The organism is Dehalogenimonas sp. W, from assembly GCF_037094495.1.
Taxonomy (GTDB): Bacteria; Chloroflexota; Dehalococcoidia; order Dehalococcoidales; family Dehalococcoidaceae; genus Dehalogenimonas; species Dehalogenimonas loeffleri.
Window position 1 is genome coordinate 766,323 of sequence record NZ_CP146612.1, and the last position, 23,987, is coordinate 790,309.

General features: G+C 48.9%; 25 protein-coding genes. 14 read left to right on the forward strand and 11 right to left on the reverse strand.

Features of this window, described 5'->3' with window-relative positions:
* Positions 1-121 precede the first annotated feature (121 nt).
* From V8247_RS03945 to V8247_RS03995, 11 genes are all read left to right on the forward strand, one after another.
* Positions 122-1,312, forward strand: coding sequence for a DNA polymerase III subunit beta (locus V8247_RS03945; RefSeq protein ID WP_338738991.1), 1,191 nt, complete (start codon positions 122-124; stop codon positions 1,310-1,312).
* Between the two features lie 179 nt (positions 1,313-1,491).
* Positions 1,492-1,905: a hypothetical protein gene (locus V8247_RS03950; RefSeq protein WP_338738993.1), complete on the forward strand. Its 414-nt coding sequence runs from the start codon at positions 1,492-1,494 to the stop codon at positions 1,903-1,905.
* Between the two features lie 121 nt (positions 1,906-2,026).
* The gene (locus tag V8247_RS03955; protein WP_338738995.1) at positions 2,027-2,506 is read left to right on the forward strand and encodes a hypothetical protein; all 480 of its coding nucleotides are present in this window, start codon (positions 2,027-2,029) and stop codon (positions 2,504-2,506) included.
* A gap of 428 nt (positions 2,507-2,934) precedes the next feature.
* The gene (locus V8247_RS03960) at positions 2,935-3,555 is read left to right on the forward strand and encodes a CDGSH iron-sulfur domain-containing protein (RefSeq protein ID WP_338738997.1); all 621 of its coding nucleotides are present in this window, start codon (positions 2,935-2,937) and stop codon (positions 3,553-3,555) included.
* Positions 3,510-3,617: a CDGSH iron-sulfur domain-containing protein gene (locus V8247_RS03965; RefSeq protein ID WP_338739307.1), complete on the forward strand. Its 108-nt coding sequence runs from the start codon at positions 3,510-3,512 to the stop codon at positions 3,615-3,617. The genes V8247_RS03960 and V8247_RS03965 overlap by 46 nt, the downstream gene beginning before the upstream one ends.
* A gap of 309 nt (positions 3,618-3,926) precedes the next feature.
* Positions 3,927-4,502 carry an RNA polymerase sigma factor gene (locus V8247_RS03970; RefSeq protein WP_338738999.1) on the forward strand — a complete coding sequence of 192 codons (576 nt, stop codon included), beginning with the start codon at positions 3,927-3,929 and terminating at the stop codon, positions 4,500-4,502.
* Positions 4,490-5,734: a DUF5667 domain-containing protein gene (locus tag V8247_RS03975; RefSeq protein ID WP_338739001.1), complete on the forward strand. Its 1,245-nt coding sequence runs from the start codon at positions 4,490-4,492 to the stop codon at positions 5,732-5,734. Before V8247_RS03970 ends, V8247_RS03975 begins: the two co-directional genes overlap by 13 nt.
* Before the next feature lie 64 nt (positions 5,735-5,798).
* Positions 5,799-6,215, forward strand: coding sequence for a hypothetical protein (locus V8247_RS03980; RefSeq protein ID WP_338739003.1), 417 nt, complete (start codon positions 5,799-5,801; stop codon positions 6,213-6,215).
* Positions 6,216-6,270: 55 nt separating this feature from the next.
* Positions 6,271-6,432, forward strand: a complete 162-nt coding sequence (locus V8247_RS03985; protein ID WP_338739005.1) for a hypothetical protein — start codon at positions 6,271-6,273, stop codon at positions 6,430-6,432.
* 29 nt (positions 6,433-6,461) lie between these two features.
* Positions 6,462-7,112 (forward strand): DUF2202 domain-containing protein, encoded by a 651-nt coding sequence (locus tag V8247_RS03990; protein WP_338739007.1) that lies wholly within the window; start codon positions 6,462-6,464, stop codon positions 7,110-7,112.
* Between the two features lie 244 nt (positions 7,113-7,356).
* Positions 7,357-7,743 carry an NfeD family protein gene (locus V8247_RS03995; RefSeq protein WP_338739009.1) on the forward strand — a complete coding sequence of 129 codons (387 nt, stop codon included), beginning with the start codon at positions 7,357-7,359 and terminating at the stop codon, positions 7,741-7,743.
* Positions 7,744-8,495: 752 nt separating this feature from the next.
* On the opposite strand, the gene V8247_RS04000 is transcribed toward V8247_RS03995, so the two are convergent.
* The 11 genes from V8247_RS04000 to V8247_RS09120 form a co-directional block, all read right to left on the reverse strand.
* Positions 8,496-9,365 carry a hypothetical protein gene (locus V8247_RS04000; RefSeq protein ID WP_338739011.1) on the reverse strand — a complete coding sequence of 290 codons (870 nt, stop codon included), beginning with the start codon at positions 9,363-9,365 and terminating at the stop codon, positions 8,496-8,498.
* Positions 9,366-9,568: 203 nt separating this feature from the next.
* Positions 9,569-9,928: a DUF6326 family protein gene (locus V8247_RS04005; RefSeq protein ID WP_338739013.1), complete on the reverse strand. Its 360-nt coding sequence runs from the start codon at positions 9,926-9,928 to the stop codon at positions 9,569-9,571.
* A 59-nt stretch (positions 9,929-9,987) separates the two neighbouring features.
* Positions 9,988-10,974: an NAD(P)-dependent alcohol dehydrogenase gene (locus V8247_RS04010; RefSeq protein ID WP_338739015.1), complete on the reverse strand. Its 987-nt coding sequence runs from the start codon at positions 10,972-10,974 to the stop codon at positions 9,988-9,990.
* 40 nt (positions 10,975-11,014) lie between these two features.
* Complete coding sequence (locus V8247_RS04015) at positions 11,015-11,722, reverse strand: DUF4386 domain-containing protein (RefSeq protein WP_338739017.1); 708 nt, start codon at positions 11,720-11,722, stop codon at positions 11,015-11,017.
* A 32-nt stretch (positions 11,723-11,754) separates the two neighbouring features.
* Positions 11,755-12,459, reverse strand: coding sequence for a DUF4386 domain-containing protein (locus V8247_RS04020; RefSeq protein ID WP_338739019.1), 705 nt, complete (start codon positions 12,457-12,459; stop codon positions 11,755-11,757).
* Positions 12,460-12,514: 55 nt separating this feature from the next.
* Positions 12,515-13,195 carry an NAD(P)H-binding protein gene (locus tag V8247_RS04025; protein ID WP_338739309.1) on the reverse strand — a complete coding sequence of 227 codons (681 nt, stop codon included), beginning with the start codon at positions 13,193-13,195 and terminating at the stop codon, positions 12,515-12,517.
* 75 nt (positions 13,196-13,270) lie between these two features.
* Complete coding sequence (locus V8247_RS04030) at positions 13,271-13,945, reverse strand: DUF4389 domain-containing protein (RefSeq protein WP_338739021.1); 675 nt, start codon at positions 13,943-13,945, stop codon at positions 13,271-13,273.
* Positions 13,946-14,079: 134 nt separating this feature from the next.
* Positions 14,080-14,352: a hypothetical protein gene (locus tag V8247_RS04035; RefSeq protein WP_338739023.1), complete on the reverse strand. Its 273-nt coding sequence runs from the start codon at positions 14,350-14,352 to the stop codon at positions 14,080-14,082.
* Between the two features lie 225 nt (positions 14,353-14,577).
* Positions 14,578-17,091, reverse strand: a complete 2,514-nt coding sequence (locus V8247_RS04040) for a LuxR C-terminal-related transcriptional regulator (RefSeq protein ID WP_049760388.1) — start codon at positions 17,089-17,091, stop codon at positions 14,578-14,580.
* Positions 17,092-17,524: 433 nt separating this feature from the next.
* Positions 17,525-19,477, reverse strand: coding sequence for a beta-propeller domain-containing protein (locus tag V8247_RS04045; RefSeq protein ID WP_013218933.1), 1,953 nt, complete (start codon positions 19,475-19,477; stop codon positions 17,525-17,527).
* A 322-nt stretch (positions 19,478-19,799) separates the two neighbouring features.
* A complete protein-coding gene (locus V8247_RS09120; protein ID WP_013218934.1) occupies positions 19,800-20,249 on the reverse strand; it encodes a c-type cytochrome in 450 nt (149 codons plus the stop codon).
* A 388-nt stretch (positions 20,250-20,637) separates the two neighbouring features.
* Between V8247_RS09120 and V8247_RS09125 the strand changes: the two genes are divergently transcribed.
* The 3 genes from V8247_RS09125 to V8247_RS04055 all read left to right on the forward strand — a co-directional run bounded on the left by V8247_RS09125 (position 20,638) and on the right by V8247_RS04055 (position 23,972).
* Positions 20,638-20,886: a helix-turn-helix transcriptional regulator gene (locus tag V8247_RS09125; RefSeq protein WP_013218935.1), complete on the forward strand. Its 249-nt coding sequence runs from the start codon at positions 20,638-20,640 to the stop codon at positions 20,884-20,886.
* Between the two features lie 23 nt (positions 20,887-20,909).
* Positions 20,910-22,328, forward strand: coding sequence for a reductive dehalogenase domain-containing protein (locus tag V8247_RS04050; protein WP_338739035.1), 1,419 nt, complete (start codon positions 20,910-20,912; stop codon positions 22,326-22,328).
* Between the two features lie 180 nt (positions 22,329-22,508).
* Complete coding sequence (locus tag V8247_RS04055; RefSeq protein WP_338739037.1) at positions 22,509-23,972, forward strand: reductive dehalogenase; 1,464 nt, start codon at positions 22,509-22,511, stop codon at positions 23,970-23,972.
* The last annotated feature ends 15 nt before the right edge of the window (positions 23,973-23,987 follow it).

Below are 23,987 nucleotides of genomic sequence, written 5' to 3' on the forward strand. Positions count from 1 at the left end.
AGGGGGGAATACTATCGAACAACTTAATATCGAGGGCAAGCGTTCAGGTGAGGGTTTTATCGCACAGCGTCAAAGCCTTATAAGCGCCCTGAATAGAGCCTTAGCCGACAAGGTGAGCCTTATGGGCTTCACTTTAGGCCGCAAGGGCTTCCTTAGCTATCTTAGAGCCTTGGGCGGGAGCAACATCATCAAGATTGTCCCGTCAACCAGTGACGCCAGCGAATCGCGGGTCAGTGGTAAGTGCTTAAAGGTAGTCTGCGGCGCAAATCAGGCATACCTTACCAACAACGAATGGACCGGAGACAAGACGACTTCCGGCTACTGCGAGCTTAAGGTCAATCCGAGGTACTCGATTATCCCTAACCTCGGTGCTTTGGAGATGTCCGAGGCACTGGAGCGGGTACTTACTTTCACCTCAAGCCAAAGCTCGCGGCCAGTCCTTCAAGGCGTCTGCCTTAAGGCGGCAAACGGCAAGCTCGACCTTATATCCGCCGACGGCTATCGCCTCGCCATCGCCACACTCGACTTCAACGGCGAAGGGACAGCGGTTATCCATCGGGACGAGCTACGGGGTATCGCCCAGGCGCTTAAACGTGCCAGGCGGGTGCGCCTCGCCTTTGAAACGGACGAGGCAGCCAAGCGAACTTACCTTATCCTCGAAACGGAGCTTATCCGTTACCGATGGTCTGGAATGTCCGGCGACTATCCCGATCCTAAGCCGCTCATCCCAACCGCCTTCAAAACGTCGGTAAGCCTCGAAGCTACGGAAACGCTACGGGCTATCGCCAGTCTCAAAGTGCTGACCGATGTTAAAGGCTGTCCGGTAGACCTGTCCATCGGTGATGGTAAGGTCATTATGTCGGCAACCGACGACAAAGGCGTGACGGAGCTATCCGCCGAAACTTCCGGTGAACCAATACGGGTAAGGTTTGACGGCGGCTATTTTACCGACGCCTTGAAAGCCTGCGGCGGCATGGTGGAACTCAATATCACTGAGCCGCACTTGCCGACGCTCTTCAAGGCCGACGGCTTTCAACTTGTTGTCATGCCGATGGCGGTTGGTAAGCCGCAACCGAAGCCCGAAGCCTCGAAAGCGGTAGCGGCTAAGGCGGCGGAAGCGGTCAAGCCGGAAGCACCGAAAGAGGCGGAGACGAAGGCGCCAGAACCAGTTAAGGCAGAAACGCCGAAAGAACCGGAAGCCAAGCCGGATAAGGAAGCTGAAGCGGCTATAGCAGAGGCCAAAGCAATCACCGAGAAACCCAAGATGCCCAAGATTGCTAAAAAGATCGCCCGCGAAGCTGTCGCGGTTTAACCCAAAACTGAACGCTTGAACTCACAAAACAACCAACGCAATTAGCGGGGTGTGCGCCCCGCTTTTTGCTTTTTTAAGGGGGTATTCGTCTCCCCATGCGTGGGAACGGATACCCCCTTTTTTGTCTTAACGGGGTAGTTTCACCAATCTCAAATACAATTTTGAAGGAGACAATAACGATGAGGCAGGAATCATGCCAGGAACGGCTTAATTCGGAACTTCAGGATCGGCTGAAGGATATACGGACGCTTTGGCGGTTGTCTCAAAGAAATCCCGAGGTAACGCATCAGGAGTTAGGCAAGTTCGAGGAATACGGCTTAAGTTTCGACTATGTCGCCAAGGGCACTTTCCAAGACCAAAAGCGGGGGTATTTCCGCTGGCAATTATCTTGGGGCGGCCCCGCTGATGAGTTCCGCATTTACACGGATGAAAATCTCGACGCCGTTAATATCGAGTACTGGTTTCTGGATTGGAACGACGGAGCCAGTAAGAGGTTATCAGGGGGAGCCTTCAAACTACTCGATGAAATCTTCCAGTATTTCAAAGAGTTAGGCCTCGTGGAGGCCGAACGTTCCAAATCTTTAAGCTATTAGCTCTCAAACTACTTTGAGGATTCTTAAAGGGGATTTCCCGAAATCGGGAAGTCCCCTTTTTTATTGTCTCCATGCCGATGAAAAACCATCGTTTTTTAGACTCGAATGTTATAATTACATCATGGTTAAATCATTACTACTTAAACGTGAAAAAGCGTTGATCCACGAATGGATTACCAGGTTCATGGATTTCTCCGACATTATAGCCTATGCTTCGGGTTCAGATGTAGCTCCGAGTGAACAGGATCAAAACAAATACTCCGGGTTTCGTCACTGGTTCATCCAAAATGAAGCCGCATTTCTTCCACTTTGGTGGAAGTACCTTGAGGGCAAGAACCTGGAATCTGGTGGCACCACGGGCAATGATTTCGATTCAGATGGTGAAGAATCAGCCGCTTTTATCAATAATCCATTCGGCAATTACTACCACCCCAAAACCCTGGTGCAGACTTTCGTCCACTTAGGTTTACAAAAGCCCAACGTGAGTTGGGAGTCATGCGACGACCGGGCCGGAGACATGAGGACCGTTCTCATCGGCGTTTTGGGAATTGCTGTCGAGTTTTATCAGTGGGCGCTTGGGATGACGCGACCAGTAGACTAGTTCAATCGATAATTTCGAAGGTTGCCAGTTACACAACAACCTATCGTTAATGATCACACATAAGCAGAGAAGGTGTGATACTAGCCTGTATCGGGAAACAGAGGAGAGTCGGACTCTATCTAAATCGCAGGCTGGGATCTGGTCTTTTCTGGATATAACAACCGAGGGGCTTCATCAGCCCCTCGGTCAGTTTCGCAGAGAGCCACCCCAGGGTCTCCCGTGTTTCGGAGCGAGTTCGACGTCACGAGGAGGACTAAGACGGAAAGCCCTTGTTACAACCAAGGGACTTCCTCAGCCCCTCGGTAATTCTCGTAGAAACCCACTCCAGGATAAGTCGTGTTTCAGACCTAAATAAACTAGCGATTTACAAAGTACTATAATTGCATAAAGGCGATATTTATTTAACAAACAAATGAGAGGAGACCAGCATGGTGAAATCAACCGGTCAGAGATCCAAGAAATTTAAAATTGTGATCACCAAGGACGGCCCTTATGTGGTATCCGGAGGTGTGCCGCTTTCTGAACGTTTTACTTGCGTCGATAATGACGACCAGTGCCACGGCTGGAAAGAAGGGCAGAAATTTCCGATCCAAGAAAACTACGCACTCTGCAGATGCGGCCGATCTAGTACCAAACCCTTTTGCGACGGTACTCACGCCAAGATACATTTTAACGGTACAGAAACGACATCGCGCAGTCCGTACCTCAATCAAGCCGAGGAAATCACTGGCCCGGATCTGAAACTGACCGACGCGCAAGGTTTTTGTGCCAGCGCCAGATTCTGCCATCGAGCAGACGGGACCTGGACATTAGTAGAAAACTCGGATGACCCAGAATCCCGGAAAACAGCTATCGAAGAAGCGTGTGACTGTCCCTCTGGAAGGCTCGTTGTATGGGACAACGGTGGAAAAGCCATTGAACCTGAATTTGAACCGTCGATAGGTTTGGTGAAGGACACTCAGGCAGGTAAAATGGGCCCCCTTTGGGTTCGAGGGGGATTCCGATCGAGTCGGCTAATGGTCACACATACGAGGTCCGAAATCGAGTAACTCTTTGCCGATGCGGCAAAAGTTCGAACAAGCCGTTTTGTGATGGCAACCATCTGAAATAGTGGTTTATTGGATATCCACTCCATGAGCTCCCGTGTTTCAGGTATCATCTGACTCTCCCCCGTCTCCACCAGAAACATGACCGAGCCTTTAGGCGATGAGCCCACAGGCTCGTTTACTATGTGGATCTTGGATCTTCCTTAGTCGACGCGACCCATCGGTTATTTTTACTCCCGCCCGCTCAGTTATATCCCCATTTCCAAGCAGCGTTTCTTGCCCTTAATCCGGGAACCTCGTATAGTTCAGCTACTCTCCCTTTCCTGTAACAAATACCTTTCGAGTCCGTTTATCATTATGAATATGAGTATATAGTGGCAAATCTGAAATCCGAAGCTCATACATCTATCGCAGATATAGACTCCGCTGTTAAAGGGGATACGGCTGCGTTTGGTCGGCTATTTGATATGTATGTCGATGACATTTATAAGCATGTATATTACAGGGTCGGGTCGGCCCAAGACGCTCAGGACATAAGTCAACAGGTTTTCATCAATGCTTTTAAGGCTATCAGTCGATTCCGAAATACCAATACACCGTTCCTCGGCTGGTTGATGAGAATCGCTCATAACTTGATCGTTGACTATTATCGGTCCAAGAAACCCCAATCTAATTTAGACCCGGAATTGGATATCCGAGATGAAGCTGAGGATCCAACAAAAATATCCGAAAGACACGCAATTCAATCATTGCTGCAAAAAACCATTTTAAAGTTACCGGAGGCTCAACAACAAGTGATCTTATTTCACTTTATAGAAGGGTTTGATTATCCACTTATCGCCAAGATGATTGGTAAAAGTGAAGGTGCTGTCAGAGTACTGCAGCACCGGGGATTAAGCTCACTGCGTCGTTTGCTCGGCTCGAAGGAGACTATACTATGGGAAACATAGAACATATTCTGGCTAAATGCATTACCGATATTGAGTCCGGCAGTTCTGACATTAAAACTTGCCTGAACCGATATCCACATCACCGGCAGGAGTTGGAACATCTGCTTAAGCTCGCCGGTTCGATTCATCAGCCAGAAATCCCAATACCCTCGAATCAATGGAAGGCACTCACTAAAGCAAAAATATTTGAGGAAATTGCGCGGGAAAAACCCGTGCCTAATTTTTGGCAAAGATTTCCACCGTTACGATCAGTAGTAATGGCCGCCGTTGCTTTGATGCTGGTCACTTCAGGAGGTACTGTATATGCAGCCCAATCTGCTTTGCCGGGTGAAACGCTCTACGGTATAAAAACCGTATGGGAACAAGTCAGAATGGGTTTGACCTTTGGAGATGAGAGTCGATTTGACTATTCTTTGGTTCTGGCTGAAAAAAGGATTGATGAAATCAGGAACCTTGGTGTAGCTTTAACTGATCAGGTATCCCCCTCCTCTTCAAGATACCAAGAACACATCAGCATGGCAACCGATATCATGAATCAGGATGAAACGGGAGTACTGAGGGAGCGTTTCTGCCTAGCCCTGCAAACCCATTTATCAACCCTAGATTCAATCATAGATTCAACCGTCGGCCATATCAGGGTGGAACTCACCACAATGAGCGAGTTCCAATTTCAACAGCAGGCCAAAGGATTGGTCGCTTTTGCCGAAATCGACCCTGTGAAGGCTACCAAGCTCAATTTAGCTGCAATGGATTATCAATTGCTACGGGCGCAAATGATGGCTGAGCAAGGACACCAAGAAGATTCTTTAAATGCCCTCAACCGATATGGAGAACTCAAGCGGAATGGCCAGGGATTTGGTCGGGGGTCGGGACAAGAGACGATGGAGATAGATCGGCTGAACGCCGCCGCGACTAATGCCCAGCTTCAATGTCTAAGTGGTATGTATGCCAAGGCGTCAAATGAAAACATTTCCCTGATTGAGAAGGCGATGATTGGCGCCGCCGGAGATTATAAGCAAGCGGTGCAAAGTCTTAACGCTGCCGGGTATTCAGGAAAAATCCCCGATAGCCCGACCATACCATCCCAGATACCAGCAGTGCTCCAGCAACAGATCCAAACAGCCGCTTCCGAAGAACCATCCCAAGGTGGAGCAGATAATGATGACCAGGGTGATCAAGGGACTGGTTCCGGTGGTACGGGAGGTTCTTCTGGAGGTGGTAATGGTCGATAATAGTGTAACAAATTAGACTTTGTCCCCGTTAAACAGGATAGAAATATTAGAAAGGGGACAGACCATGGTCAACACACTCCTGGTAACACTGGCGGGGGCCGCAGTCCTGGTATCAACATCGGTGGGGGCGGTTGTTGCTTCAGAAAGTCAATCCAACACCACAACTGAGAGGGAACAAAACAGGTTGGTTGTTTGCGAAGAACCAATCCAAACCCAAGCTCAATTACGTGAAATGGAACAACTCCGCGATCAGTTACGTTCTCAGACGCAGACTCAAGACTGTCTTGATCTTGGGGCAGCGGAACAAAACCGGTTAGGCCAGAATGCCGATGTCAATGAATTAGGCGTCGGCTATCATGGATCAAGCGAAGTAGACCCCAGTTTAGCCTACCAATTGGGTGAACCTAAAAACGGTAATTCTTACGGTGAGTCAGGTGATGGCACTGGACCCGGCGACCAGCGTCAGTGGGGTAAATCTTAATTCCTGAAGACCAAGCATTTACCTCAATCAAAATAACACCTGGTAGGAGAAAACCATGAAAACAAAGGGAGCAATCCTAGTGATCGTAGGAGTAATAATCATCTCTATCGTAGCCGCCAGCCCCGTGGCCGCATCCGGTGACAAGGTGCGGGGTGAGAACGGCCAAGGTGAAGTTAATCAGTTACAGGTTGAGAACCCGTCGCCATTCCAGCCATAAAAACATATAAATATGAAAGGGCAACCAGTATGAATAAAATGACAAGAGTTGGTCTTGGTGCAACAACTGCGTTATTGCTAATCACATCCGTTGGAGCTATTGGACTGGCCGCAGGTAATGCCGGATACGGCAGGTATGGACAAGAGGCGCTAACCCAAGCTGTTGTTTGTGATTGCGTTTCTTCATTGTCCGACACTGAGGCACATGATGTGTTGTTTATGAGAGAAGAAGAAAAGGTCGCCCGAGATGTCTACCTGACTATGGCTAGTTTATGGACTTATCGGACCTTCAACAACATAAGCCAAAGCGAACAAAAACACATGGATGCCTTGCAAAACGTGATTGAACAATACGGATTGATTGACCCAGTGGGGAGCAACGGAGTAGGTGTTTTCACCAATAACGAATTACAGGGACTTTATGATGCTCTGATCGTTCAAGGGAGCGTTTCAGTCATCGATGCATTGAAGGTCGGGGCTGCAATCGAAGAAATCGATATTCTCGACCTCAGAGAATGCCTTGAAAGAACTGATAACATAGATATTCAAAGAGTGTACCAGAATCTTATCAGGGGATCCGAGAACCATCTTCGGGCATTCGTCAATGCTTTGGAGGTTCGAGGCCTAGTGTATGAACCACAGTACCTGTCAATAGCTGAATACAACTTAATCATCAATTAATTCGAAAAACAAGTAACTCTGAGCCTTAACGTCGTTTCCAGAGAAAATATCAATAACAACCGAGGGGCTGATGAAGCCTCTCGGTTGTTATTAAACCTCCTCCTCCTCGAAGCGGCGGACTCTGCTTAGAACACGACCTATCCTGGGGTGGCTCTCTGCGAAACTGACCGAGGGGCTGATGAAGCCCGAGGTACTGAATCACTCGCACGGCATGCTTTGGATCTAATGTCGTATAATTAATCTCATGAAGAAATTCAACTTTCGTCTATTCGCACTGGTTTTGGCCTCATTGGTGGATGAAGCGATATTGTTCATTATTGTATTGTGGCTTCTACCACTAGTCGGCATCGAGTTGCCGGTATGGGTCATTATTCTCCTGGCGGCAGTTTTTCTAGGAATTGGTATAGCAATCTACTTCTTGTTAAGCGGTAAACCAACTCTTGGTTTCGAAAGCCAAATCGGGATGAGGGGAATTACTGAGACACGAATTGCCCGCCAGGGTACAGTAAGAATTGGCAACGAGTTATGGTCAGCGGCAACAACGGGAGAAGCAATCGAAAAAGACACGCCGGTAGTTGTCATAAACCAAAAAGCATTAATTCTAATAGTCAGCCGCGAGTTACCATCATAACGCAATCCCGTTGATATCTGTTTGAGATTATGGCTCGATAAACCGGTAGCAGCCGAGGGGCTGAAAAACCCCTCGGCTGCTACTAGAACCTTTGGTCTTCATCTTACTGAGAGTCGGACTCTGCCTGAAACACGCCAGACATCGGATCTCGGCTTTGATGAGGGAAAGGCTGATAAAGCCTTTCCCTCACTGTTTAGCTTCGTCCTCCTGGGAGTCGGACTTTGCCTGAACCACGGGTGTTGGAGTTTGCGGTAGCCTAATCACTGTTTTAGCCCACACCCTTTGGCGCCTTAGACGGTGTTTTTCTAAGTATTCCGCGCAGTTTTGTCCCAATGTGGGTTGTGGCAACTGGGGCAAATTTTAGGTATTTCGACTCTGGCAACCCAATTATGACCACAGTGCTTACAGGTTTTTTCTTTAGAAGCGGGTAGTTTTTTCGCCATGGTTACTCCTTTTATCGCTCATATATGACTGTTTGATTAACTATACCACGGCATTGCCAGATTTATTTTCATACGTCGGACTCCACAGAAAACCCCAGGCGTAGGGGAGAATAATTCGAACAGAGAGGTTTTCCCTTTGTTTCTTTACTAGTCCTCCTCGAGGAGTCGGACTCTGTCTGAAACACGACCTGGACTCTATCTGTGCTTGAAATGGGCGGAAAAGCATTTGCCCTTTCCGCCCTTTAGTTTAGGTTTATCGCTGTCCTCCTCGGATTCTGATAACATTCACTAGGTTAAGAAAAGTCCGAACTAGGCTTTAGGTCTCAAGTTTTCAATTACTTTAATATCCACCCACCAGATATCCTCGTTTAGTGCGAAAAAAAGATATTTCCCGTCTGGCGATATATAGGCGCCTCCAGCCATGGGGTCGAAGCTGTGCTTAGTTAGGTCTATTGCGGCCTCCCAGGTTCCATCGGCCTTTTTGAAACAAACGAATAAATGGGTTCCTCCATCCACATCGAAGAGGATATAGCTGCCGTCTGGGGCGATACAGGGGTGAGCTTGGCTACCGAGATAAGTCGGAATGTCCAGGCGATCATATTTAATAAATTGACCTCCTTCGACCGTGACTTTTGCAAGGTGGGTTTGGCGATTAATATTCCATGATGACATGTCAGAAGTGTAAATGGTCCCGTCATGAGATGAACTCAAAAACATGCCTTGACCCGCATATTTTGGCTCAGACCATCTGTTTGGAACCCTTTCTACAAAATAATATGGCGGCAACCCAGTCTGTACTGGGGGATAAGGATGTTGCCACATAAAATACAATCTCTTGTTGTCAAAAGTCAGGTGTACTTCGCCGGCTCCATAGGCTGCGGTGGCCATTAATGGTTCAGGCGTTGTCCACTTACCATCAATTAACTTGGTGAATAATATTTTGGATGGGGCATCACCGTATTGACGCGAAAAATAATACTCTTTGCCATCTGGAGAAAAGGAGCCGGACCATTCGAATTGATTGGGATCAGAGACGATTCCCGGGGCGAATATTTGGGGTTCTGTCCCTGGTGGTTCTTGACTTAGATAGGAAGTGCTATGAGATTCTGATTGTCCACAACTTACGATGGCAAACAGCATAAGTAGAGCTAAGATGGTGTTTACTGTAATCTTCAGCACGGTATCCTCCTTGTTTTGGGGCGTAGGTTTTTCCACTTCTTTCAGCTGCAGCACCTCGGGCGGGCCCTATTGGGTGTAGACGATGGCTTTCATTTCAATCCTCCAGTAAATACTGGCTGGCACCTTCGGCAGTTATGGCGGATAGGTTGAAGTTACGGATGATCAGCCAGAATCCTGGGAACAATTCGTTTAGAACCATTGGGTTATGCCCATTTCCACGCATACCAGACAGTGACCACATTGAACCCCAGGCTGGCCGCTAACAGGAATCTATCGTACATCGATGGGTAACTGGGTAGGCCAACCAGGTTGAACAGGAAAAAGAAGGCGGCTACGATGATGTTCGCCCATCGACTCACAGACTGGGGCAACACCAGGGTCAGGAAAACCATCAGGATAGGAATCAACATCAAAACAGCGATCCCCAGCCACACCGACTGGCTGAAATTCATATTGGCCATCGATTTGGTAAAGTCGCCGCTGCAGATGCGCAAGACATCGTCGTAAAGGTAGATTAATGTGACGACAACCCAGGTTCCCGATAGAATGATTTTTGTGTCCATGATTTGATTACTCCTCAGCTGCAATGGTCATAAACGTAACACCCGTCGGCGTCCCGTTTTCATCTGTTAGCGGGTTCCATCGTGATGACTACCTTACCCCTGGCGTGTCCTTGTCCAAAATAGCGAAACGCTTCCACAACGTCGCTCAGGGGGTAACGTCTATCGATAACGGGGGTGACTTTACCGTCCTCAAGGAGCCCCCTGATATAATCCAGGTCCTTTTGTTTTGGTCTCGATGTTAATGCCGCCATTTTCTTACCCCCGGTCTGCGACATCCATCGTCCCAGGAGCATAGCTTGCATGATCTGAGCCAGGGCACCTCCGGCCACGACGTAAGTTCCCTTGGGACTTAACGCACGCTTGTAAGCTGAAAGCGGATGATATCCGTTAGCAGCAAAAATCAGATCATAGCGCTGGCCACTTCGGGTGAAATCTTCCTGGGTGTAGTCAATTACGTGATCTGCGCCGAGTTCGCGGGCCTGTTCCAAATTCTTCGTGCTGCACACAGCCGTGACTTCCGCCCCGAACGACTTGGCTATCTGCACCGCAAAGGTTCCCACGCCGCCGGACGCGCCATTGATCAAGACCTTCTGCCTTGGCTGAATTTGTCCGACATCCCGAAGACCGTGCAGGGCAGTGACCGCCGCCATAGGCACCGCTGCTGCTTGCTCGAATGTCATATTGGCCGGTTTCAACACCAGCGCGTTTTCTCGGGTGCACACGTACTCAGCAAAACCGCCGCATCCGCACTCGCATAAGTCCCCAAACACATCATCACCAGGTTTGAACTGCTGCACGTTTCTGCCAACCGCTTCGACCGTCCCGGCTACATCCTCTCCGGGTCTCGGGTTTTTCGGTTTGAGCAGCCCCCCGCCCATCAGGCGCACCAGGAAAACGTCGGCCGTCAGCGCATGCCAGTCAAAGGCGTTTACCGAGGCGGCATGAACTTTTATCAGGACTTCATCGTCTCTGGGCACAGGTTTTGCAACCTCTAAGAACCGAAGAGCATCGGGTGATCCGTATTTGGGGCTTACAATCGCTTTCATGATTTTCCCTCCTATTATGAATACGCTAACTTTTTCTCGTTCATTCTGCTTTCTCAGACAAGGAAGCGACCGCCGATTGATTGAAGCCTTTGGCGATCAGCCATACTGCCAGAACCATTTCCTGCAAGGCGAGCGGGACTGCCAGCAACACCAGCATGCCTGAAGGTGCTGAAATTCTTTCGCCCAATGCAATCGCCATAGTCATCGAGAACAACAGCAAGAGCCCGGCCAAACCCCAGCATGATAGCCAGCGAGGGATGAGTCTCGATCGATAGAGCACGTAGTAGTACATACCCGCGCCCAGGCAGAAGGCAATCACTCCAAGCACAAAGCCCGCCCAAACACGAACCGACACAATCAACTCGCCCAGGACTTGAATGGCTGGAGCACTCTGGGCCCCTGCGCTTGCATATTCCTGACTTAGCGATAATAGAGAGAACAAGCCGAGTACGCTGACAAGGTAGAACACCCCCTCAATAAGCCTGAAACCGACTGACCCAAGAGCTAGCCCTTCACCGTGTTTCCGCAGGACGGGGTAAAGCGAAATCGCGATACCGGCACTTCCGGCAGCCGCGACAAACGCAAGAAGCGCTCCCGCCACGATCAGGTTCTTGTTTGCAGCAATCTGAACAAGATAATCCGGAGCACCCACAATGGAGCCTGTAAGGGCATTGCCCAGTAGACCTGCCGCAGTCGCAATGATTAATAAAATTCCCGTGATGATAGCTGTCTTTTTATAGGTGTTCATTCTAGTTCTCCTTTTTTTACGGATAATTCCGATCAAAGCTGCTTGGCAGGACCTGAAGCGATTACCGATGGATTGAATCCTTTAGCAATCAACCAAACCGCCAGGACCATTTCTTGCAAGCCGATAGGGGCATTTAATGCTGTATTGAGATTGGTGAGACCAAAACTTGAATTGAAGGTACTATAGAGGGTTACTGCCAAACACAAAGCTGCTGCCAAAACCCCCCAACCGGATAACCAGCGGGGAATGAGTCTGGATTGATACAAAACGGCGGAATACAACAAAGTGCCAAGAGAAAAAGCGATGAGTACGATACTGCCATGCGCCCAATCCCGCAATGCCACCAGTGCGTTGCCCGACGCCTGATAAGACGATGCCGCCGAGGTCCCCGCAGAAACAAATTCCTGGCTCAATGTCAATAGAGACAACAGACCGAGAGTCCCGATTAAAACGAAAATACCCTCGACGATCCGGAAGCCAACCGCTCCCAGCGCCAGAGCTCCGTTGTATTTCCTCAAGATGGGATAAAGACCGATAGCAATACCGGCGCAGGTAGCTGCCCAGACAAACTCAATGAGTGATCCGGCAATGATTTGGTTACTATTTGATGCCAGCGTCGTGAGATAATCCTCGCCATCCAAAATGGGGTTTGAGATAGACATGCCCAAGATGCTGGCAACCGAGCAAGCTATGAATAGTATGCCTACTGTGATAGCGGTCTTTCTGTAGGTGTTCATTTTCTCCTCCTCGTTTGACTAAATAGTTGGATTCTCCGCCTATGTTCGGCACCTTCTACTGTGCGTAAGCGAGGGCCGAGGGAGTCTGGCGTCCCACAATCGCCGGGGCTTCGTGAATCAATTCGTCGTTTTTGAGTGCCTCTACCATGAACAGGGCGAAATCCACGCGGCGAGTCAAATTGCTCTTCAGAATGGGATCACCGACATGCCGGCTCCATACCGGCAAGCCCTGACTGTCCCCCTCTTCGAGATCGCTCCCGCGTACGACTGTCCAGCGGGTATTGCTGGCAAAAATCCGCCGGCAAGCTTCCACCTGGTCATCGATATCTATGATGCGAGTCAACCCCCCGAGCAGGCGGGCCAACTTTTCCTCTCTTTTCAGGGAACTCGGGTACACATCCCGACCATCACGGGTGATATGCCAGCCGCAAGAGAAGATGAGGCGCGCTCCCGGTTGGGCGAAATCAAGTACCGCCTGGGCCGTCCCGGATGAGTATTGGTGAGTACCCCAGGGAACCAGCACGGTGAGCACCCCGTCGCAGCCAGCGACAGCTTTTTTGATTACCTCGCGATTGTTCGTAGCACCGGGAATTAAAGTGATGCGTCCTTTGAATGCATCGAGCTTGATCGCGCTGCGCTCCCGGCAGACGCCAACTACCTCGTAGCCCCGATCAAGTGCCTGCTGCACCATGTATTTGCCGAGCTTTCCAGATGCCCCGATAATACAAACTTTCATTTTATTCTCCTTTAATTGATTATTGAGAAAATTTATTGAATTGGAAAATAATTTACGTGACATATAAATCCAATTTTAGACAGAACCCAAGCTAAACGGGGGATATTTATCAGTCACCAGTAGGAAGGCATAGGCTTGCACCCGCAGCCACCAACGGCTAACCCCGACGTTGAAGTTAAAGAGGCCCCTCGGGTATCGACCAGTCACCAGAATGGCAAACCAAGCCATGAACAAAGCAAGGAAGGCGGCAATACTGAGGAAAAACAAAACGAAATAATGCGGGATCGCGAGCAACCATTTGATCAGGGGATACCACCGATTGAGGTCAGTTTCTACGTTGGGGTAATCAATTTCCAGGTGGATAGACTGCTCGTCGACAGTGGACGGGTATCGGTCTGTAAGCAAGCCCGCATAAGCACCAACCCTGGCCTCGAATCGGGTCAGCTCGCGAGAAAAATCGAACCACCACCGTGGATAAAGCCGTCGAAAAAGGATCATTAATGCCGTGGCTAAAACAAGGCCAGCCACCAGCCCACCAACCGTCTCTTGAGTTTTCCTGATAACCTCACCGGCTTGATTGATGAAAACCGTGTTGGTGACCGTCTCACCAGCCCCCGAGATTAAGCCTAGGATAACCGCAATGGGAATGATCCAAAGTATTCGGAAGAAAGTTGTCATTCGATCTAGTTTTTGAGGATAGTCGATCTCGAGGCGCGCGGCATATCCGGCGGTTTTATTGTCAGTATTCATATATTTCTCCTTCAACAAACAAACAGTTAAGTTTCATTAAATTGGCCCTGAATATAATCGTGGTCGCCACTGGTTCGCCGGGACTTGACTTGGGTATTAGATGTTTTCCAAGGCAAACCTCCCTATTTCCATTACTATTTGGCATTCGACTGATCCGACTCGCAGTGTCCGAGGGGGCATATTGAGACCAACGGCAAGCCTAAATCACGCAATTTTTTGAGTAACCCATGCATCGCGGCCTGGTCTGTTACGGGGCCGGTTAAAAGCGTATCGCCGTTATCTCCCAGGGTAATGGTCAAGCCTTCAAACCAAACTGTCCATTGGCAGCCCAGATGCCCTTTGATCCTAATTTGATAGATTAGGGGTTTGTCCTGAGTCGGCTTGGGTTCGAATTCGTTTGACATCATCTTGTACCTCTTGTGGCTCATAACAGCCTCTGCCACTGATCTGATGTACAAGGAGTATAGAAACTACACAGTGTCAGCGTATAGACACTTAAGTGTTGGGCGGTGGTGTTGTTTTTGGTTGTCGAGGGGGAAGAAATTATGCAGAGTTAGGTTATTGCGAATCTCTGATTGGGCTTTGAACCTGTAGTTTGCCGGTGAATGAGTTTGTGTTCGACCGGCGCTAAGCTACAGAAGTCCAAATTCGCGGGCACGCGCTATAGCGCCGGTGCGTCTTTGAACTTGTAGTTTGTCGAAGATTTTCCTGTTGTGCCCCTTAACCGTGTCCAGGGCGAGGAAGACTCTTTCACAAATCTGCCGATTCGAGAGTCCTTGGGCCATTAGCCGTAGTATTTCTAATTCACGCTGGCTTAATGGTTCGATCAGGGGCTGGACAGATGGGCAGGGGGATAAATCAGGTTTATCACACGTCTTCTGCTTCTCAGCTTCAAATGCAGCCAGCAGTTTTCCAACATAGTCCGGCATATTCCCGTGAGCAGCCGCTTCTGAGAGTAATTTGGCCATGGGGGGACCTTCATCAACGAAGATACGGACGAAGCCGCCCGGTTCCGCCAGACTCAGAGCATCACTCAGTGCCTGGAGGGACTTATTATCATTTGATTCAGCGAAGACCTGCGCCTGGAGTACCAGGATTTTAATAGTTTCATACACCCAGCCGGCTTTCTCGGCTGCGATGAGGAGGCGAGTAAGTAAGCTCGACGCTTGGCGCAGACTAGCGTGAGCGCCGGCTGCGGTAGGGGCATGCCTGGCGCGGGCCAACAATACGCGCGCAAGATTAATATGGTGCAGATCGTAGTGGTAGCTGAGTTCGCCATCCACGCTCAGCCCGCTGGCGTCGACCCACCGGTTAAGATCATCCATTCGGCCTTTGGCCAGTAATAACCGCACGCGGCAATCGTCCAGCCAGCAGCGGACAAACGGATCCACCGGCGATTTATTCGCCACTTCTTGAGCCTTTTCAAAGGTGTCGTAGGCGCCGATCCAATTGTTTTGAGCCAATTGGAGCCGGGACAGCGCCACATATGCATCCGCCAAAACATCCGGATGACCCAGCTGAATACACTGCTCTATGCCTGGATGTAGCCACTGTTCGGCTCCCGCCAAATCGTTTTTTTCGCGCAGCACGTCGCCGAGCTTCACTTTAGGGAAACCGGCTATGGGTAATTGCTGGCCGCCGGCCATAGTAGCCAAAGCCAAGCCTTCATAATAGATACAAAGAGCTTCATCCAGCTTTCCCTGTTTAACTAGCTGCATGCCCACATAGCAGGATGGGGGCACAGCCAGCAACGGGTAGTTAGGCTGCAAGGCCACGGTTCTAGCTGTCTGGAATGCTTGTAACGAGGCATTGACGTTGCCTTGACCCCAATAGGCGCCACCCAAAGCCGTGGCTGTCCACCCCCGCATATAATCGCCCTCAGGCAGTTGCTGGATGGCTGCCTCTGCCATGGCCAGAACACGGGGAATATTGCCGCTCACTAAAGCAAGGTGAGCCCGAATGGCGGCGATGTAGCCTATAAGACGGGTAGTTTCCTCTACTGGCAGGGGGGAGCCCGGCCATGTCTGCTCGGCTAGTTGCAGAAATTCCTCGATACGATCTCTCGGCCCAGTCCAATAGAATGCCAATGACTGGTAAACGCACAACCAGGGTCGGGCCCGAATGACCGACTCGGGCAGGCCAGCCAACCAACCACTCAGTTTTGTCAGGTTGGTCTGCCTGTGAACCCGGTAGGCGAAATGCTGGATCAGATCAGCCGTATGCTCCCAATCGTGGCTGGCAAAGGCGTGAGCCACGGCTTCCTCAATCAGGTTTTCGCTCTCAAACCAGGCGCTGGCCCGGTGATGCAACTTTGGCACTAAAGCCGGGCTGGACTGCTCCAGGCGTTGGCGCAATAGTTCCGCAAAGAGATGATGATATCGGTACCAGCGCCGCTCGTTGTCCAGGGGAACGATGAACAGGTTGGCCCGTTCGAGATATTCCAGGGTTTCCTGCCCGGAAGTCGAGGAGTCGAGCGGAATAGTATCACAAAGGGGGCCGCAAAGGCGTTCGAGTATGGATGTGCGTAGCAAGAACGTCTGGATGCTTTCAGGTTGTTGACGCAGAACTTCTTCGACCAGATAGTCCAGGATGAAATGGTGGCTGCCGGTGAAAGACTTGATGAAATTGGCATTGTCTTGATGTCCCCGCATGGAAATCGCGGCTAACTGCAGCCCGGCTATCCAGCCTTCGGTGCGGGTTTCTAGTGCGGCAATGTTTTCCGCTGAAAGGTTGAGGTCCATCACCTGATTGAGAAACTCGGCGGCTTCGGCGGGCGTAAACCGCAAATCAGAGGCGCGCAGTTCGGTTAGTTGGTCACGGGCGCGTAATCGGGCCAGGGGTAAATCTGGATCCTCACGAGTGATTATAGCCACATGCATTTGTGGCGGCAGATGTTCAAGCATTAAGGCGATGGTATCGTCAATCGGTTTGGCATCAAGAACATGATAGTCGTCAAGTATCAGAACGAAATCGTTTTGGATGGCGGTGATTTCGTTGAGTAAGATGGTTAGAATCGACTCAATTGGTGGCGGTTGAGGGGATTGGAGCGCCCCCAAAACTCCTTCCCCAATTTTTGGGGCAATCATCTGCAAAGCTGCAACGAAGTATATAAGAAAGTTCGTGGGGTTTTTATCTGCTTCTCCCAAAGACAACCATGCTACAGGGCGCCCACAGCCTGCCACCCATTCGCTGATCAAGGTGGTTTTACCAAAGCCTGCAGGAGCAGAGACAAGGATTAGCTTGTGATGTAGACCTTCATTTAGGCGCTCGAACAGTCTAGCCCTGAGGACAACTTTAGACCGTGGTGGGGGTATGAAAAATTTAGTAGCTAAAATTGGTGTAGACATCGATCAAGAAATTCTTGTCAGCAGTCCAATGCTGAACAGGTTGTATTGTAGTTTCTTGATGGCTAGTTCGCAATATGATTAGAATTCTGTGATCAGTTGATATTTGGGGCGTGGCTGAAACCTCTTCGATTCAATGAGTCCGAGGAAACAACGTATTGAGTGAATGTTGGTTCACGCCCTCTGACGATTTGTTAGTTTTATAGGATTTAGTTAGAACCTTAGGCGAGCCTGTCTATTTCTGACCGAATGGCAACACCTTCAAATCCGCCATGGTGGTGAGGTCATTCAACTGCAGCCTCGATTGGGAAACGGTGTAAAGGACATTGCCGATGAACAGGCTGCGGGTGATCTCACCCGTCCCTCCATAGAAATACTGACCGCTCTTTTGAAAAGCATCGTTCGAATCGTAGTGGGTGACCTTACCTTTGATGGTGAAGCCGCCTTTCAGCGTCAGGTTGTATACATAGGCGCCCTGGAAGACGTATTCTCCCTGCATGTTCTTGGGCTGCCCCGGTTTTAACTGGGCTACGGTAACCGGCAGAACCAGCAAACCCGATTCCTTGTCGAAAAGGAAAGCTTTATGATCGGTGGCGGCCAGGCTCTCCGAGCCTCGGTCGCCGATGACTTCCTTGTAAACCTCGATCGGATTGGCGACGTCAGTGACATCGAAGAGAGCCAGCTTGACGCCCTGGATCGCTGTATAGTAGACGGCGTTATCCGTGTGGACCAAGTTGGCATCAATGCTTGGGTCAACTTCCTTGCCGATGCCGATCAAGTGAGTCTCATCGTAGGGTTCCAGGTAATCGCTGTAACCCGGTATCTTCAGCTTGCCCAGGATCTTCGGCGCGGCCGGTTGGGAAAGATCGATGACAAAGAGCGGATCAACGTGCAGGAAAGTCACCATGTAAGCGCGCTTGCCCATGAACCGGACGGCGTAGATGCTTTCCCCGGGAGCGACGTCTTCGAGAGCGCCGGCGGCCTTCAGGGAGGCATCCAGGACGTAGATGTTGTTGGTGGAGGTGTCGCGGTTATTCACGTAGCCGCTGATTGTGGTGGCGATGCGGAAGTAGCCGTTGTACTCGTCCATGGCGAACTGGTTCAGGATGTGTCCTTTGACTTTCCCGGTGGCGGTATAAGTAGCCTTGCCGCCGGACAGGGAGAACTTGGTGACAACGGTGCCTTGAGCGTTATCGGCGATGGTCATGCCGATTTCGCTGTAAGCCGGCCAGGAGGTCTGGGCGACATACAGGCTATCCATCGAGGCATAAACGTTTTCACCGCTGCCGACGACGACGGTCTTGCCGACCTCTTTATTCGTATCAATCATCGACATAGAGGCGATGGTAAGAAAGCTGGCAGCCTGAACGGGCGGGATATAGCCTATCTGGTTATAGCTCGCGACAGGCTTGAGATCACCGGAGGATGCGGTGCCGCCAAGAATCTCCCGGTATCCGGGGATGAGATCGCCGGCGATGGGTTTAGTCTGGATGTAGCTGGGATATGAGTTGACGACGAAATAAACGTCGGTGCCTATCTTGCGTGAGGTCAGGTAAGATCCCTCGATGTCGAAGCTTTTGAGAAGCTTCGGATTGGAACGGTCTTTAATATTGTAGAGTTTTACGGATACCATGCCGGTCCGGTAGGGATATATGGAGGAGATGCCCGATTTGGCATCGGCGGGCAGGATCGTGGGATAGCCTTGATCGCCCGAGGTGGAATAGGTGGAACCGAAGACTACCAGGCGGTCGTCGTCGATAAAAAGCTCCTGGGGGGTGAATCCGGCGATGGAGATCTGCCCGACGATTTTGGCTGATTCACCGGGGTAGGCTTGAGCCAGGTAAATGGTGCTGCCGGAAACAACATAAATGTACTTGCCGTCGGTTTTGACGATGTCAGCTTCATCCACGCCGGCGACCTGGACATTGGTACCGGAGTAAGAGACGCCGTTGGTTGCCTCCGCAGCGCCTGCTGCGGCCGGCGCCAGGATTGCGCCGTCTTTGGCATAGTAATTGCCGGAATTGCCCCTCGCTTGTGCCTGGGTGAAGGCGGAAACCAAAGCCGCTTCCGAAGTAAACGTGGGCAAGCCGGAAATGGGATCTTTCACCTCACCTGTCACACAGCCGGGGAGGGACAGGATGAAGATAAAAGCCAACATCCCCAAAATACCCAATACGGTCTTTTTCATGGAATATCAACCTCACGCGGAGTATCTACCTTATATAACGCAGATGGTGGCGTAAAGTTATCACTGGTTTCGCTTCCGGCAAGAAAAATGCGCGAGGGAATATCACAGCGATACATATTTACGGCTTGTTGCTTACCGTTATTGAACAAAACTGACTATTGTGGGATCAATACTTGCATGAGGGCTTCACTCGGGCGTCGAGGTAGGTGACGGCATTATTGTTGATCTAGGCGTACAGCCTATTATTTTAAGGACGTCTCAGGTTCGTAGTTCTCAAAGGGTCGGCGAGAGATACTGGGGTGATTGGAAACTGAATTCGGGGCTATTTCAAAATAATGCTGCTTAATTGAGCCTCGTTAAAGGGAGTACTACCTGTTATTGCATTAGATTGGATGAGCAAGTAACAGACTATATCAATGTGATTCTGTCGCGAAAGGCTACTTGCTGAACCAGGCGGCATCGCACTCGAGGTGTAGCCAAGCAGTAGTTGAGCATTTCCAAGATCAGATAGATGGGAGTTCGGTCCCCAAAGTGCGGGAGCCCTTACACCTTGGCCGTTATCACCGTGGCAACCGGCACATTTGGTGGTATAAAGCACCTGCCCACTTTGTGCCAGCTGTGCGAAAGTGACGGGTGCCGTAGTTGTGGTGGGTTTGGTTGTAGTCGTAGATGGTGTCGAACCACAGCCGGAAAACACTATCAGTAAAGATATTAACGGAACAACTACCAACCCCGACAAAACAAGTGATGGTTGCTTAGGTGATGTTCCCATTTCCCCGCTCCTCTATTATGTGCTGCCTAATCCACCACTTACATTATACTGAAATTATTTTCCCCGCCAAACTCAGCTTTGTATGGTCACGGCCTGATCCCAAGACTCGTCCTATTTAAAGAATGGAACTCTCTCTGAAACGCGGAATATTCTGGAGGGAGTCTTAGCGAGAACAACCGAGGGATGATAAGGTCTTTAATCACACTTTTTGTTAAAAGTGTTCAGTGCCTGCATATACAACCCAATCCGCCAGAAGGGATGATCCAACATCAGCCCCGAGATAACTATATGTAACCCTTGACCAATCCTAAAAACCGAGCTCCGCAAAATGGGGTATTGACAATATAGTGTATACCATATATTATATAGGATATAGGTTATATTTGTTATGAGTACTAATAATTCTTTAGAACATACAATTGTAAAGAGGTTGTCGGAGTACAGACGGTTGAGTGGTATTACTCAGCAAGAACTGGCTTCTCGAATTGGTACAAAACAGCCCGTTATATCTGAGTTTGAACGTATGATGAATTCACTGACATTGGGTTTCATTGAAAGAGTAGCAAACGCTCTTGGGGTTGAAATCAAAATCAGGATACAACCTGGCCATACTGATGACATATATGGAGGTTCCTAGTTCTGATTAGCTAAGAGGTCAATATGGATAGATACCATTCTTCGATCAGTAACAAGGATTTCATGCAAGGTCTTTCTTTGTCCGAAAAAGGCAAGGATAGTAGTGATGAATTTCGGGACTTGGACCAGATGTTGAGTGCATCGGAGTTAAATAAACCCTGGTTTATCAAAGATATCGACGTGCCTACTGTCGAAATCGATTTAAAATTACACAACCCATATCCTCAGTCTGCGAATGTATATAATATTAATACGTTTTTCAGATATCTAAACGATCCCAAAATAGAAGCGGAGATTATTAGTAATAGTAAACTCCGCGAAACAAATGGCATTCTGCAACAATTGCCTGGGAATTCTCTACGCGATATATCTCTCGTGAAGGCACTAATATCCGATTATTATTATGACTTACCTTCTCCCGTTGGGGGATTTCGCTCAATTCCGTCTCCCAAAGATTATGGGGTGCCACGCTGGGAAGGCAAGCCGGAAGATAATGCCAAGATGATCCGAACGGTGGCAAAAGCCATTGGGTGTTCTTATGTAGGAATTATCGATTTAAATGACCACAAATTGGGGCCTATTATAAATCTATTTTACTCAGAAATGGCTGTGAAATTTGAAGAGGGAATCGGAGACTATAAGCTTCAAGGCCTGAATACAATCTGTTACCCGAGCAATTGTAGATATTTGATCGTCCTTGTTCCACAAATGAAGAGTATCTATAAGAGATTCGGTAACTTCACTACACTGGCAACGGCTGGGCAAGATTCAACGGACAAGGTATTACATTTGGCAAAAATGATGAATTTCTTGCATGGAATTGGGTACCTGGGATTCGAAATAAGATCACCCCTTCCTCCTCTAGAAATATTAACCGGCATTGGAGAATATAACCGAACCCACGGACCACCTATCACACCGGCTTTTGGCAACGAATGTTTGTCTGGGACGTTTAGTATTCTCACGGACTTGCCTTTAGCGCCGAGCAAACCGATTGATATGGGGATCCTGAAATACTGTGAAAATTGCCTGAAATGCGCAGTCGCCTGCCCATCTGGCGCGATTGACAAAAACAAATTACCGAGTTGGGAAATTAACACAGGACCTTGGAACGCATCCAATGATCACAAAGGATACAAGAATAATTCTTTTAAATGCATGGAATTCATCGTAAATAATATTGCAACCGGATTTCGGCCAAGATTGATGGGCCATTGTATGAACTGTGTTTATTCTTGTCCGTTTACAAAAGCCAAGATGCTTGATTCTCACCTTAAACCGTTACCGAGTATAGTGCCCACGTTGAGTATAGACCGAGAGAACACCAGGCATTTTTGGGAGATTGACTTGCCAGAATTTGGAATGATGTCAATCCTTAACACACCGAGAATGGGTGAAAATAACGTTCGCGATGGGGAGGTGATGAAACACATTTCACAATAGAAATGATATAGAACAGCAATTCGCCCAAAACGGACTGACGGCTCCTGGCAGAGCCGTCAGTTAAGGAAGGAAAAGTACTGCGTCTTACAACAGTGTCTTGTCGCCTCCCTGTGTTCATTCTAGTAAACAAGGGTCACAGAGTCAAGGAACCAACAAAAATCAAAACATAAAAGAGGTAATATGAAATCGCATTCCACAATGAGTCGCCGAGATTTTATGAAATCTATAGGTTTAGGTTCTGCAGCCATAGCTAGCATGGGTGCAACCGCTCCCTTTTTCCATGATCTAGACGAAATGGCGGGCATAGGTGCTGCCGAAACTTTTAATTCCACGACATCTATGCAAAAACGTCCTTGGTGGGTTAAAGAAGTTGACATTCCAACAGTAGAAATCGACTTGAAACTACGCACGCCTTACGCCGGCCCTTCGCCATGCGAAGGAACATTAGACTCGAAAGACTCGATATATGTTACTAAAGAAGAGATGGCTGCTATCCGGGCTTCTCAAAAGAACAATGCCATTGAAGGAGCCAAAAACAACCGGCCAGGTTTTACATTGCGTGATCAAATTGGAGCCTGGGCCTCGTTAGATAGAGGACAAACGGGATATCTGAAATATCCGCCTGAAGGTTTTCGAACAATTAAAGTCACTCATGAAACTTTAGGTGTACCGAAGTGGGAAGGCTCCGAAACGGAAAACGCATTCATGATTCGAACTTTCCTGAGGCAATTTGGTGCAGGGGCGATTGGCTATGCTAGAGTGGATGATAACAGCGTAGGACCTCGTAAACCCCTTTTTAATACTCATGTTAGATTGGAAAACAACCCAGATTATAAGTATGACGCTAATGGAACATTTGTCATGCCTGAAAAGTGCAAGTATGCCATCGTAATTTATGATAGAAGTCCCCGAGATCCTAATAACTATCGTCGTACTGTGAATAGCCCTCAAGCCTTTGTATCAAACATGGAAAAATGTGAGTATGGTCATAAGCTTCAAAACTTCCTTTGGGGCTTAGGCTACCAGTCTTATTGGTTTGAAGACAGTACAACTAGTAAGTTTACTGGGACCCCAACTAATGTTTGGGGCATTCTCTCAGGTGTAGGAGAGTATAATCGAATTCACAATTCTGTTTCACAACCAGAAGGCGAGAGCGGCAATTTTGCAAGTATTCTTTTTACCGATTTGCCTTTACCCACTACTAAACCTATAGACTTTGGTGCCTTGGAATTCTGTAAAACTTGTGGGATATGTGCCGACGTTTGCCCAGCCGGAGCAATTCCTACAGTAGAAGAGTATAGAGAGCCAACTTGGGATCGAGCAACTGGTCCCTGGAGTGCTTCCAATGACCATAAAGGATATCCTAATAAATCCATTGAATGCGTAAAATGGTATTTTTCCTATGCAATTACAGGCTTCGCCCCTTCATCTCGCCCAGTTGGTGTGTGTCGTCGATGTTCCAGCCATTGTGTCTTTAGTAAAGATCATAAAGCTTGGATTCATGAAGTAGTTAAGGGTGTAGTGTCCACTACTCCTGTGATGAACAGCTTCTTTACTAAAATGGATACGCTATCCGGTTACAGTGACGTCATCTCAGATGAAGGCAGGGCTGAATATTGGCACCAGTACCTGCCCGCTATTTAAAATGAGAGAGGAAAA

Bases quoted from the DNA above. Each gene is read 5' to 3' on its own strand.
- V8247_RS03945 (WP_338738991.1), top strand. From the start codon at position 122: ATGGGCTTCACTTTAGGCCGCAAGGGCTTCCTTAGCTATCTTAGAGCC.
- V8247_RS03950 (WP_338738993.1), top strand. From the start codon at position 1,492: ATGAGGCAGGAATCATGCCAGGAACGGCTTAATTCGGAACTTCAGGAT.
- V8247_RS03955 (WP_338738995.1), top strand. From the start codon at position 2,027: ATGGTTAAATCATTACTACTTAAACGTGAAAAAGCGTTGATCCACGAA.
- V8247_RS03960 (WP_338738997.1), top strand. From the start codon at position 2,935: ATGGTGAAATCAACCGGTCAGAGATCCAAGAAATTTAAAATTGTGATC.
- V8247_RS03975 (WP_338739001.1), top strand. From the start codon at position 4,490: ATGGGAAACATAGAACATATTCTGGCTAAATGCATTACCGATATTGAG.
- V8247_RS03980 (WP_338739003.1), top strand. From the start codon at position 5,799: ATGGTCAACACACTCCTGGTAACACTGGCGGGGGCCGCAGTCCTGGTA.
- V8247_RS03985 (WP_338739005.1), top strand. From the start codon at position 6,271: ATGAAAACAAAGGGAGCAATCCTAGTGATCGTAGGAGTAATAATCATC.
- V8247_RS03990 (WP_338739007.1), top strand. From the start codon at position 6,462: ATGAATAAAATGACAAGAGTTGGTCTTGGTGCAACAACTGCGTTATTG.
- V8247_RS03995 (WP_338739009.1), top strand. From the start codon at position 7,357: ATGAAGAAATTCAACTTTCGTCTATTCGCACTGGTTTTGGCCTCATTG.
- V8247_RS04005 (WP_338739013.1), bottom strand. From the start codon at position 9,928: ATGGACACAAAAATCATTCTATCGGGAACCTGGGTTGTCGTCACATTA.
- V8247_RS04010 (WP_338739015.1), bottom strand. From the start codon at position 10,974: ATGAAAGCGATTGTAAGCCCCAAATACGGATCACCCGATGCTCTTCGG.
- V8247_RS04015 (WP_338739017.1), bottom strand. From the start codon at position 11,722: ATGAACACCTATAAAAAGACAGCTATCATCACGGGAATTTTATTAATC.
- V8247_RS04020 (WP_338739019.1), bottom strand. From the start codon at position 12,459: ATGAACACCTACAGAAAGACCGCTATCACAGTAGGCATACTATTCATA.
- V8247_RS04025 (WP_338739309.1), bottom strand. From the start codon at position 13,195: ATGAAAGTTTGTATTATCGGGGCATCTGGAAAGCTCGGCAAATACATG.
- V8247_RS04030 (WP_338739021.1), bottom strand. From the start codon at position 13,945: ATGAATACTGACAATAAAACCGCCGGATATGCCGCGCGCCTCGAGATC.
- V8247_RS04035 (WP_338739023.1), bottom strand. From the start codon at position 14,352: ATGATGTCAAACGAATTCGAACCCAAGCCGACTCAGGACAAACCCCTA.
- V8247_RS04045 (WP_013218933.1), bottom strand. From the start codon at position 19,477: ATGAAAAAGACCGTATTGGGTATTTTGGGGATGTTGGCTTTTATCTTC.
- V8247_RS09120 (WP_013218934.1), bottom strand. From the start codon at position 20,249: ATGGGAACATCACCTAAGCAACCATCACTTGTTTTGTCGGGGTTGGTA.
- V8247_RS09125 (WP_013218935.1), top strand. From the start codon at position 20,638: ATGAGTACTAATAATTCTTTAGAACATACAATTGTAAAGAGGTTGTCG.
- V8247_RS04050 (WP_338739035.1), top strand. From the start codon at position 20,910: ATGGATAGATACCATTCTTCGATCAGTAACAAGGATTTCATGCAAGGT.
- V8247_RS04055 (WP_338739037.1), top strand. From the start codon at position 22,509: ATGAAATCGCATTCCACAATGAGTCGCCGAGATTTTATGAAATCTATA.